The 12,321-nt window shown below is 63.6% G+C and carries 7 protein-coding genes; all 7 read right to left on the reverse strand.

The features are described 5' to 3' along the window. The coding region (locus IDH44_RS25725) for an IS110 family transposase (protein WP_190921688.1) at nucleotides 1–419 on the reverse strand (419 nt) is incomplete at its 3' end. 519 nt (nucleotides 420–938) lie between these two features. Next, on the reverse strand, nucleotides 939–4,604 hold the full coding sequence (locus IDH44_RS25730; protein WP_223870050.1) for a discoidin domain-containing protein: 3,666 nt from the start codon (nucleotides 4,602–4,604) through the stop codon (nucleotides 939–941). 399 nt (nucleotides 4,605–5,003) lie between these two features. After that, complete coding sequence (locus IDH44_RS25735; RefSeq protein WP_317890260.1) at nucleotides 5,004–6,467, reverse strand: ABC transporter substrate-binding protein; 1,464 nt, start codon at nucleotides 6,465–6,467, stop codon at nucleotides 5,004–5,006. Between the two features lie 142 nt (nucleotides 6,468–6,609). After that, nucleotides 6,610–7,482, reverse strand: coding sequence for a carbohydrate ABC transporter permease (locus tag IDH44_RS25740; RefSeq protein WP_190921689.1), 873 nt, complete (start codon nucleotides 7,480–7,482; stop codon nucleotides 6,610–6,612). 4 nt (nucleotides 7,483–7,486) lie between these two features. Beyond that, nucleotides 7,487–8,350: a carbohydrate ABC transporter permease gene (locus IDH44_RS25745; protein ID WP_190921694.1), complete on the reverse strand. Its 864-nt coding sequence runs from the start codon at nucleotides 8,348–8,350 to the stop codon at nucleotides 7,487–7,489. 247 nt (nucleotides 8,351–8,597) lie between these two features. Beyond that, nucleotides 8,598–10,052 (reverse strand): response regulator, encoded by a 1,455-nt coding sequence (locus tag IDH44_RS25750; RefSeq protein WP_190921690.1) that lies wholly within the window; start codon nucleotides 10,050–10,052, stop codon nucleotides 8,598–8,600. 76 nt (nucleotides 10,053–10,128) lie between these two features. Next, nucleotides 10,129–11,925 carry a cache domain-containing sensor histidine kinase gene (locus IDH44_RS25755; RefSeq protein ID WP_190921691.1) on the reverse strand — a complete coding sequence of 599 codons (1,797 nt, stop codon included), beginning with the start codon at nucleotides 11,923–11,925 and terminating at the stop codon, nucleotides 10,129–10,131. Nucleotides 11,926–12,321: the final 396 nt, after the last annotated feature.

Genomic DNA, 12,321 nt, shown 5'->3' on the forward strand with positions numbered 1-12,321 from the left:
AACCCGCGGCTGACCGACTCCGCGATGACCAGCGCATCCTTGGCGTCATTCTTGGACGGGCTGTTGTCCCGATTTTCCTTGTTGCGGTGCGTGGTCATCGGGTTGACCAGCATGACAGCCACGCCTTGCTCCACCAGCGCATTGGCCAGATTGAACCAATAGTGGCCGGTCGGCTCCATGCCCACGAGGTACGCCACCTTCCCGTGCTGGGCGCAGGCCGCCTCGATCCAGTCCCGCAGCTTCTGGAACCCGGCTTGCGTATTGGGAAAGGGGAGCGCGCGCCGCGCCAAGGTCATCCCTCGAAAATCGACGATTTGGGCGACGTGCGTCTCCTTGGCAATGTCGATGCCGACGATGGCGTGTTCGGCTGTGATGCGGGCGATCCGTTGATTTGTAAGCTCCATTCGTGTATGATTCATCTTGAGTGCCTCCTTGATGGATTATTCGGGCGATTGACCCTTCACACCTCCATCATACGGGGCACTCCTGTTTTTTTCAAAGCCGCTAGCTTAGCGTTTACAGGAATGTTTAGCCAAGGCGAAACGGCGAGGCGGGCTTTTATGGCCGAGTCAGTTTCGTTCCGAGAAAGATAAGACCGGTATGAGCGATCAGCTTATACCTTCTTATCTTTCAAGGCGAAACGGCGAGGCGGGCTTTTTATGGCCGAGTAAGTTTCGTTCCGAGAAAGATAAGACCGGTATGAGCGATCAGCTTATACCTTCTTATCTTTCAAGGCGAAACGGCGAGGCGGGCTTTTGGCCAAGGCGAAACGGGCAGGCCGTCTTTTACGGCGCAACCCGTTTCGTTCCGAGAAATTTAGACAAGGATATGCGAGATCATATACTTTCGTATCGAGTACGCCGCTCTTCTATGAGCTTGAGACAAAGCGGTCCCGCCTGCGACGAAGCGGCTTTCTCTGCTCCGCGCCCGCCACGCGATCACCAGTTGTTGCCGCTCACCCGCACGACGTCGAAGTCGGGGCTGCCGGCCTCGCCGTAGATCGCCTGCACGCCCGGATTGTTGACCTGGACGTTCGTGAAGGAGGCCTCTCCGACCGCCGGTCCCTGACCTTGCTCGGCCCGTACGACGAGCTTGATGCCGTAGCGCCCCGGATTGTTGATGCTGACGTTCTCCACGCGCACATTGTCCATTGCGAGATTTTCCGGCGACTTGGTCTGGAACATCAGGCCATAGTAGATCGGATCGTTGATGTCCACGTTCTTCACCAGGATATTCTGGAACGCCCGGTCCCCGCCGTAGAACCAGATCGCGCCGAAGTTCTGGTAGTTGTTGATCTTGTCGTCCGCGCCGACGCTGGTCCAGAAGTCGCCGCCCGTACGATCCAGCGTGACGCCGTCGATCACCGTATCCACGTCGCCGAAGCCGAGCGTGTTGTACCCGAAGCTCAGGCTGCTGATCGTCAGGCCCGGATAGGTGAGCGTATCGGCGGCGTACAGGTTCTGGAACAGGTTGCCCGAGCCGCCGTAGACGGCGAAGCCCGCCGCCCGCCGCACGTTCGTCGCCGTCAGGTTCGAATACGTATTGCCGACATTGTAGGAGCCCCCGGCGTCGATCGCGCTGAACAGCGCGAATGCATCGTCGCCCGAGCCGCGCGAATAGTTGTTGTCGATCAGGTTGTACGACGAGCCGTTCGTCATGTTGATGCCGTCGGCAAACACGTTTTTGATGCGGTTGTTCGTGAACGTATTATTGGAGGAATTGACGCCCCAGTACAGGCAGATGAAATGCTCCACCCACAGGTTATCCACCGTGACGTCCTGCATCCCGTTGCCGTCGATGAATTTGCCCGGGCCGTCGACGCGGTAGACGTAATTGCCCCATGCCGACAGATCGCGGATCGTCGAGCCGTTGGCCGTGGCGCCGATGTTGAAGCCAATGTCGGTGTTCGTCTGATCTTGCGGCGCCTTCAGCTTGGTATGCCACGGTCCGGCGCCGACGATCTCGGTGCTGCGGCCGTACAGATAGATTTTGCCGTTCATCGTCCATTCGCCCGCCGGGATGAAGATGCCCTGCTTGCCCGCATCCTGGCGGAATTCGGTCAGCGCTTGCTCGATCGACTTGGTCGCCGACACCTCGACGTACAGCGCAGGGTCCGGATTGACAGCCGGCGGCGCGACCTGCTCGGTCTCAATCAAGTCGAGGTAAATCCAGGAGATGTCGCCCGCGTCCAGTTGAATACGGATCGTCGTGCCCGCCGGATACACCTGATCCAGCAGCAGCTGCGCGTCCTCATAGAGCCAATAAGCGGTCAGCCCGGCGCCCGGCTCGTTGTCGTACCCCAGCCGGCCGAGCGTGTCCGGCGTCGCGTACACATGGGAGAACGTGGAGCTGACGTTGAAGGCGCCCGCCTTCGTCCCGTCCGCATACAAGCTGACCGTACCCGACGCGCCTTCCGCGACCGCGCTGCGCAGCACGAAAGCGTTGGCCGGAGACGTCAGCTCGAATTCGACATACTCGCCCGTCGCATCAAGCCGCACCGCCGAGCGTCCGGATGCCTCCCCGGCGTAGTCGCCTAGCTCGTAATTGGGCGCCAGCACCGTGCCGTTGGTCGGATTGGACAGCGCTTCCGCTTCGACGAGCGTGAACGGCATATTCGCGCCGCGGCCGACGTAGAGCGACTTCGTGCTCGAGTTGTTGCCTTGCTTGGACGCCGCCTCGCCGGCGTCCGGCGATACAGTCGCGGTCACCGTATAGCTGCCGTCGGCCGCCGTCCAATTGCCCATCCCGATCGTCTGCTCCGCTCCGGGCGCGAGCACGTCCGAATAGGCGCCGGTCAGCGTCTGCAGCGTCGTCCCCTGCCCGTCCTTGAGCGTAAGCGTGAGGTCGTGCGGCCCGGCCGTCGTCGCCTGATTGCCCTGATTGCGCAGCGTCACCTGGAACGCGACCGGATCGCCCGCTGCCGGGCTGCCCGGATTCCAGGAGGCGGCCGCCACCAGATCCGCGCTGGCGATCGCCCCGACCTCGAGCGCGGACGGGTGGGTCGCCGTATTGTTGTCCTCCCGCATCTCGATCACCGCATTGTCCTCGTCGACAACAGCGCGCACGGCATAGGTCCCCGCCTGCTGCGGATCGATCGTCGCCGCGACCGTCTGCGAGGCCCCCGCCGCGAGCGCCCCGACCTGCGCCGTGCCAGCGAGCGTATCGTCGAGATACAAGCGGATGTCCGTCGCCGCCGAGCCGATCTCGCCATCATTGTGCACGACCGCGCTCAGCGTGATCGCGTCCGCCTCGCTCGGCGCGGACGGCGTCCACGACAACTGGTCCACCGTCAGATCGGGATTGGGCGCGGGCGTGCCCCATACCTCCAATTCGGCCACTTGTCCCGCCGGCGCGCCGGAATTGGCCGTGAAGACGAGCCGCACGTCGCGTACGGTCGCCGTCACCGGAATCGTCACCGTATTGCCTGCAGCCGGATCGAAGGCATGCGCCTGCGCTCCCGCGACACTCGCGAACCCGCTCGCATCCTGCGCGCGCCCGCGCACCTCGATCGTCTGCGTGCGGACGCCCCATTCGGATGCCGGATTGAGCTTGACGACGACGCGGTCGAGCGTGTGATCGGAGCCCAGATCGACCGTCAGCTCGCTCGGCTGTCCGCCGCCTTCCCAGTAGGTCGACGTATCCCCGTCGTTCGCATGGGCGGCCGCATACGTATGGACGGTCGACGAGGCGGCGATCGGCTTGCCGAGCGCGACATTTGTCTCGTCCCCCTGCGCGCCCCCCGAGCTGAACGTCACCGTATGGCTGGGCGGCGAGGCATTGCCGGCCGCGTCCTTGGCCACGATGTAGTAGCTGACCGTACCGCTCGGCGCGCTCGCCGTGTAGCTCAAGGTCGCGCCCCCGACCGTGGCCAGAAGCTGTCCGCCGGCATGAATCTCGTAGGCCGTCACGCCGACATTGTCCGATGCGGCCGTCCACTCCAGCCGGATACCGGAGGCTCCCTCCTCCGTCAGCGTTAGATTACCGGGCGCGCTCGGCGCCTGCGTATCCGACTCCCCGCCAGCGGTGCCATACACCTCCAGCTCGGACAATTGCGCCGCCGGCCAGCCCGTATTGGCCGAGAACGTCAGCCGGACATAGCGCACCGCCGTCTCACCGATCGCGATGCTCACGACATTGTCCTGCGCCGGATCGAAGGCGTAGCCTGCCGATGCGGCCAGCGTCGCATAGCTCGAGCCGTCCGCGCTGCCCTGCACGGTCAGCGTCTGCGTCCGCGCCTCCCAGCCCGGCGGCAGCTTCAGCACCACTTCGTCCACGGTGACCGCGCTGCCCAGATCGACCTCGATCCATTGCGGCCAGGCGTTGTTGACGCTCTCCCAGTAAGACGCCGGATCGCCGTCGTTGACCTTGCTCTCCGGATATACGTCATTGTAGCCGCTCGCCGTCACGCTCTTGCCCGCCGCCAGATTCGGCCCGTTCGCGGCTTCCGCCGCCGGCAGCGGACCGATTGGCGCCAGCGCCGCGAAGAGCAGCAGCGCCGCAAGACCCAGCCAGACGAGCCCGCGACCTCGCAGGGCCGGGATTCGCCGCGTTTGTTGCGCTTGCAGCGCTTGTTGCATTTGGTTCCTTCGCGTCGTTCGGCTCATCCGATGCCATCCTTGACCGGCGGCCCTGCCCGTATCCCTCTTATTCATTACCCATCCTCCCATTTTCGTTCAGTTTGTTTGCGCTTACATATACAGGCCCCGCTTGCGCGATGGGGCGCCCTGCCCCCTCGCCGCCTTCTCCTCCCTTCCCCCGCGCTTCCCTGAGTGCCGCAGATCCGGCGGGTATCTTCATTATAGAGCGCTTCGGCCCTCGCCTTAAGGTGTGATTCCACGCAGGATAGGAGCGAAATTACCCATCTGCGAGGAGCGCTGGCACGAAGCGGGTACATTCGTCCATCGAGCTCGGCAGCCCGCCTTGCTGCAGCGGACGCGATCTCTTTTTGCGCGCCACGCGACAAAGAAGCGGCCCCGTTCCCGGGACCGCTGGGCCATGCACGCTTACTTCACTTCGATCGGGTCGAGGAATTCCGTCTGCACCAGCTGCGCCGCCGCGTCGAGCTGGGCCTGGACGTCCACGTTCTCGTTGGCGAACACTTCCTGGATGACATTGGTCATCGTGGCATAGTAGTCCTGCGTGTTGAACTGCGCTTCCGGCTTGCCGTCCATCAGGGCGATGCTCGCCGGGTCGTATTGGTAGACATTATCGAACTTGTCGTACACGGCCTTGACCTTCTGCCCGAACGCCGATTCCATGTCGAAGTATTCGATAACCGGCGGAATGAAATACTTGCCGTCGTCCTTGCGCGCCTGGATATTGGCCTCCAGCGAGGTCAGGAAGTTGTCGGAGAAGTAGTCGAACGTTGCATACCGGAACGCCATCTCCTGCTCCTCCGGGGAAGCGTTCGGATTGACGACCAGATAGTCGCCGCCCAGCACGCCGGTATGCGCTCCGCCCGCTTCCATCGCCGGCATCGGGTAGACGGCGATGTCATCCGGGCTCATGCCGCCCTGGTTGAGCCCCTGGTCGACCGGGCCGTCCGGGCCGGCGATGACCATCGCCGTGCGGCCCTGGGCGAACGAGCCGACCGCGTCGCCCCAGTCGAGCGCCCAGTCCTGCGGGATCGCGTTCGCTTCCCAGCGCAGCCGCTTGTAGAAGTCCAGCGCTTTGGCGCCCGCCTCCGAGTTGAACTTGGCGACGACCTTGCCGCCTTCGATCGCCTGAATCTCGCCCCCCGCCTCGAACAGGAAGTTCGTCCAGTTCCAGCCGGCGTCGTTCGCCTTGCCCATCGGCGCAATGCCGGAGATGCCCGCGCCCGGGTCCGCGACCGCCGGCGCCGTCGTCAGCAGATCGTCCCACGTCCAGTCGAGCGGCGGCACCTCGGCGCCGCGCTCGCGCAGCATCTTCGTATTGACGACCGTGCCTGTCACATAGCCGCGCTGGGCGATGCCGTACACCTTGCCGTCCAGGATGAATTGCTCCTGCAGGATCGGATTCATCTGCTCCTTGTACGCGTAGTCGTCGAACAGCGCGGTGATATCCGCCGCCCAGCCGCGCTCGGCCAGGAATTTACCCTCGGTGGCGTACGTGTTGAACAGCGTCGGCGCCTCGTTCGCCGCCATCTTGATGCCGATCTCGTTGGGGCTGTATTGCCAGTCGCTTTTGACGACCTCCACGTTCGGGTATTGCTCGGTGAAACGCCGGATCTTGTCGTCCTCCAGCTTGCGGTCGTCCTCGCGGTCCGGGGTCGGGTAATAGATGCTGATCGTGATCTTCTCCGCCGGGCCGGCGTCGCTTCCCTCTCCGTTCGCCGCATCCGAGCCGTTCGCGCCGCCGCTGCCTGCGCCGACCGGCTCCGCACCGCCTCCTGCGTCCCCGCCTGCGCTGCCGCCGTTGCTGCAAGCCGCCAGCAGCAGCGCTGCGAGCATCATCATTCCGAGCAGTGTGACCATCGTTTTCCGCACTTCGATCTCCCCTTTGGCATCATTCGGATTCTTTGCCCCTTCATCATACTGGACGCTTGACGGAGCGGGCGAGGTCCATATCGACGGCAATGATGTGCGCATCTACGCATCCCCGACCGGCTCGCCTCCTCCTCCCCGCACCCTATCCCTTCACGCCGCCCAGGTGCAGGCCGCGCACGATGTACTTCTGGAACAGCAGGAACACGACGACCGGCGGCAGCGTCACCATCGAGAGCAGCGCGAACTTGATGTTATTGTCCAGACGCCGCACCTCGATGACGTACTTGTAGACCGCGGTCGCGAGCGGATACGTGCGGTTGCTGTGCATGACGAGCGAGGGCCAGTACCAGTCGTTCCAGGCGGTAGCGAAGACGAAGATCGCCAGCGTGGCGAAGATCGGCACCGACAGCGGCAGCGCCAGCTGGAAGAAGCAGCGCGGCTCCGAGGCGCCGTCGATGCGCGCCGATTCGAACAGCTCCATGCTGATCGAGTCGAAGAAGTTCTTGAGCACCAGCAGGTAGAAGGCGCTCGCCCCCGCCGGCAGCCAGAAGGCCCAGAACGTATTGAGCAGGCCAAGCGACTTGAGATTCATGAAGTTCGGAATGATGTACGTCGTCGGCGGGATGAACAGCGTGATCATGAAGAACAGATAGATCCACTGACGCCGCGGCACCCGCAGCCGCGACAGGCTGTACGCCGCCAGCCCCGTGACGAGCACGGTGGCGACCATATTGCCGACGAAGATCTTGAGCGTATTGCCCAGGAAGCCGGGCAGGGCGATATAGCGCCAGGCCGTCGCGTAATTCTCGAAGTGCCAGCTGCGCGGCAGCCAGTGCGGCGGGAACGCATTGAGATCCGTATTCAGCTTCAGCCCATTGAAGATCGTCACCGTGAAGGGATACAGCATCGACGCGATCATCAGCGCGATCGCCGCCAGCATCGCGCCGTAGGCGAGCCTCATGCGCGGGCGGCGCAAGTCCGAATGCGACAGGATGCCTCGTTCATGCGATGTCATCGGCTCATTCCTCCTTCGCCTGCCAGCGGTATTGGACAATCGCGACGAGCCCGAGCACGACGAACATCAGCACGCCCATCGCCGAGGCGGCGCCGTAATCGAGCCGCGTGAAGGCGTACTTGTTGATCAACAGCGCGTAGGTCATCGTCGTGTTGTTGGGCCCGCCGTCGAGCAGCGCGAGCTGCGACTGGAAGCCCTGCGACGTGCCGATCACCTGCAGCAGCAGCATCAGTACGATGAGATGGCGAATCGAAGGCAGCGTGATATGGCGGATGCGCTGCCAGACGCCGGCGCCGTCGATCTCGGCCGCCTCGTACCAGTCGCGCGGCACGGTCAGCACCGCAGCCAGATAGATGAGCAGCGCCGAGCCGAACTGCTGCCACGTCTCCATGATCACGATCGCGATCATCGACCACGACGGATTGGTGAGGAAGGCGATCTGATCGAGCCCGAGCTTCATCAGCAGCGCATTGAACGGGCCGATCGGATCGTACAGCCAGCGCCACAGCCCGTACAGCACGACGACCGGTATGACGTTGGGCAGATAGGCCGCGACGCGGGCGAAGCCCTGGAAGCGGCGCAGCTCCGAGATTGCGATCGCGAAGCCGATCGGCACCCAGAAGCCGATCAACAGGCACAGCGCCATATAATAGAGTGAATTGCGGACCGCCTTGCCCGCCACCGGATCGCTCAGCACCGTGCGGTAGTTGTCCAGCCCGACGTACGTATTGCCTTTGACAAAATCGATATGCTGCAGGCTGTACACCATGCCCTTGACGATCGGCATCCACAAAAACAACGCGAATACGACGATCGCGGGCACCAGAAAGGCGTACCCCCAAAAATGCCGGCGCAGCTTGCCGGCCATGCGCGACTTCCCGGGCGACGCGCGTTGCGCGCGCACCTCTGCTGCGATGTGCTCCATTGCCACTCCCCCACTCCGCGCGGCCTGTCGGTTCACAGGCCGCGGCTCAATATGGCTTCATTGTAGAGGAGCGGCGGCATGGACAACAGGTCTGTATCTATGCAGATCATGGGCATTCTTATGCGTATTTTTATGCGCATTTTTAAGGGCATTTTTAAGGGCATTTTTATGGGCGTTTTTATGGGCAGTGTTATGGCGCCTTGCGCTTCCATTCGCTCGGACTGAAGCCGAAGTGCTTCTTGAACACCTTGCTGAAATGCTCCGGCGATTCGTAGCCGATCCGCTCGGCGATCTCGTAGCGCCGCAGGTCGGTCTGCTCCAGTAGCCGCTTGCTCTCCTCCATCCGCAGCCGGACCACGTATTCCCACAGATTGAGCCCGGTGTGCTTCTTGAACAGGTAGCTCAAGTAGTTGGGACTGACATGATTGCGACGCGCCACCTCGTTGAGCGTCAGCCCCTTCTGGCGATAGTCCGCCTCAATGCTCGCCTTGGCCTGCTCGACAATCCGATTGTTCCACTCGCGGCGTCCCTCCTCGCTCGCCGCCTCGTCCTGAAGCAGGCTCCATGCGAAGTCGCCGAAATAAAAGACCGCGTGATCGGGGTAATCCCGGCGGCAGGTCAGCGCCAGCCGGGCCTGCTCGAACAGCTTGGCCGCATGGGAGCGCTCCCGCATCACTTGGCTGATGCCGATCCAACATTCCAGCTTGAGATACGTATGTAAATTGTGCTGCAGGCTACGGCCGTACATGTCCAGCTCGTCCAGCTTGCCCGGCCGCGCCGCGCCGGCGAGCGGGTCCGCCGGCGCGGCGGACGGCTGCGCGGACGGCTTGCCAGAGGGATCGGCCGGGGGCGGATCGGCCGGCTGCGCGGACGGCGGATCGCTCCACTGCAGCAGGATCGCGATCTCGTCCTGAGCCGTGTACGCCGCGACATGGCTGAGCTCGCCGTGCAGCACCTCCTCGGCGATGTTGAGCGCGGCGTAGCGCAGCAGCTCCGCATCGTGCGCCGCGTGCGTCTCGCCGAAGTCCAGCTCCGCGCAGATGACTGCATAGTCCGGCCCGTCCAGCCGCATGCCGCTCGCCTGCTCGAGGCGCGCCCACGTCGCCGGCGGCGCGTCCGGCTCCATCAGCGCGCGCAATAGCTCGCCCAGCTCCGACGTCGGCTCGGCCATGCGGAAGCTGCTGCCGGACGAGCCGGGGCCGGGCGCGCCCGGCGGCTCGGCCGCATCGCCGCTCACCGCTCCTGCGACCGGCCCCGAGAGCGGCCCCGGCTGCGAACTGCGCAGCAGCGTATTGCGCACCGAGACGAGCAGTTGCTCCTCATTGAGCGGCTTGACCAGATAGTCCTTGACCCCGAGCCGCACCGCCGTCTGCGCATATTGGAACATCTCGTGCGCCGAGATGACGATCGTCTGCAGCCACGGCTTGATGAGCCGCGCCTGCCGGATCAGGTCGAGCCCGCTGACCTCCCCCATCTGAATGTCGGTGATGCACAGATCGATCTCCTCCAGCCGGATGCAATCGAGCGCCTCGTAGGCGTCGAAGGCCAGATGCACCCGGCCGATCGGCAGGCCGGATGCAGCCAGCAAGCGGCTGACGCCCTGGCCGATCAACGGTTCGTCGTCGACGACGAGCACATGGTACATGCGCTTCCCCTCCTTATGTGCCGCAGCATCCTGCCACTCGCCGGCCGATGCCCCGCTTGTCGCTCCGCTGGCGCATTCAATCCGCCGGCGCCCCGGCCTCGTCCGCACGCGCCGGCAGCCGCAGCGTGACGCAGGTCCCGCCGTCCCCATCCTCGGCCGGGGCATAGCGCAGACCGTAGTCGTCGCCGAAGTGCAGGCGGATGCGCTGCTGGACGTTGCGGATGCCGTAGCCGCTCCCGCTGCCCGGATCGGCGAGCACCTGCGCGATGGACGCGTAATCGACCGGCCGATAGCCATTGTCCCGCACCGCGACGACGACCTCCCCGCCTTCGGCCGACGTGCGAATGACGATGCGGCCCTCGTCCGCCATTTTTCGCACCCCGTGCAGAATCGCATTCTCGATGAGCGGCTGCAGCGTAATCTTCGGGATCGGCGCCTCCGCCGTCGCCGGATCGAGATCCCACTCGACGCGGAAGGCATAGCCGAACCGCTTTTGCTGCAGGCTCACATACGCCTGGGCATGCTCGAGCTCCTCGCGCAGCGGGATCAGCTCGCGGCCCCGACTCAGCCCGATCTTCATCAGCACGGACAGATCCTTGATCATATCGGCCGCGCGCGAGCGGCCTTCCTCGACGCTCTTCCAATAGATGCTCTCGAGCGTATTGTACAGCAGGTGCGGATTGATCTGCTGGTACAGCAGCTGCAATTGGGCCTCGCGCTGGCGGATCTCCAGCTCATACTTGCCCTGGACCAGCGCGTTGATCCGCTTCGCCATCTCGTGCAGCGCGCCGAGCAGCACGCCGACCTCGTCCTTGCGCCGCCGCCCCGGCGGGTCCGGCACCATCCGGCCGGGCTCGTATGACGTCGCGAACCGCGCCATCCGGCGCAGCGGATTGACGAGCGAGCGCCACAGGTACGCGATCACCGCCAGGATGAAGACGGCATAGACGATATATGAAAGCGTTAACACATTCAGCAAGCCGCGCTGCCCGGACAACAGCGTCCGCAGCGGAATGCGATAGACGAGCTTTTGCCGCATGCCGTAGCTGTAATCGACGACATACATCGTCTCCGCGTCGGCGACGCGCATCGTGCCCGACGGCGCGACAGGCCACGCGGCCACCGGCGGCAGCTCCAGCGTCTCGCCGAGCCGCTCCATCTCCGTCGAGGCGAGGATGCGGTTGGACCAGTCCGTGACGTACACGTCGCCCTCCAGCATCGATACGGCGGGCAGCGATTCCTGCAGCTTTTTCTCCACGCCCGCCGCCACGAGCACGCCGATCAGGCCGGCATTCTGATCGGAGACGTCGTTGATCGCGCGCACATAGGCGACCGTTCGCTTGCCGCTCGTGCCGAAGTGTTCCAGCAGCATCAGCTCGCCCTTGCCCTTGTTGGCGACGGCTGTCTCGTACCAGGGCGGACGCGTCTTCTCGTCCGTCATGAAGTAGACGCCGGCGCGGTCCATCGTCGCCAGCGGCGCCTGCGGGGCGAAGCTGTACAGATTGTCGGGATCGTTGACGAAAAAATAATAATACACCGCCTGGCCGCCGTTAACGCCGAGCGACGAGCTCGACAGCAGCTTATCCAGCTCCTGATACTTGTCGAGATGGCGGCGCACCGTCGCTTCCGGCTCCCGCAGCATCTGCTGCGCGGCGGGGTGCAGCATGATCGAGCTTGACACCCGGTTGATGGTGTCCAGATCCCGGCTCAGCAGCTGGCGGTTCTGCTTGATCAGCTCCACATACGCATCCGTCACGTTGCGTTGGAGGATCGACTCCGCCTGCCGGTTGCCGTAGACGTTCACCAGTAGCACCGGCACGATCAATAGCGCGAAGAGCATTATGAATTGCTGCCTCAGGCTGAGCCTTGTCATCCGTCCCCTCCCATTATTGGCAGTGTTGAACATCTACAAATATGAACAAGTTTACCATGGACGGCTACACTTCAAAAGGGGCATTTCTATCGATAGCGTGTGCGTTGTCGCGAAGCGGCGCCCGCGATGGACCGCAATGGCCGAACGCTGCAGAGAGGGATGCAAAAGAGTGGGGAAGGTCAGAGCTTCATCGGGAACGCCTTTTCAATCCACGCATCCACGAGGGATGGCGGCTAACAGGGGGTTCCAGATTAACCCGTTGCGATTGTAACCGTGCCGATCCCCTGCACCACTCGCGACCGACCTAAACATTCCTGTATACGCTAAGCTAGCGGCTTTGAAAAAAACAGGAGTGCCCCGTATGATGGAGGTGTGAAGGGTCAATCGCCCGAATAA

The sequence above is a fragment of the Paenibacillus sabuli genome (assembly GCF_014705605.1).
In the GTDB taxonomy this organism is placed as follows: Bacteria; Bacillota; Bacilli; order Paenibacillales; family Paenibacillaceae; genus Paenibacillus_D; species Paenibacillus_D sabuli.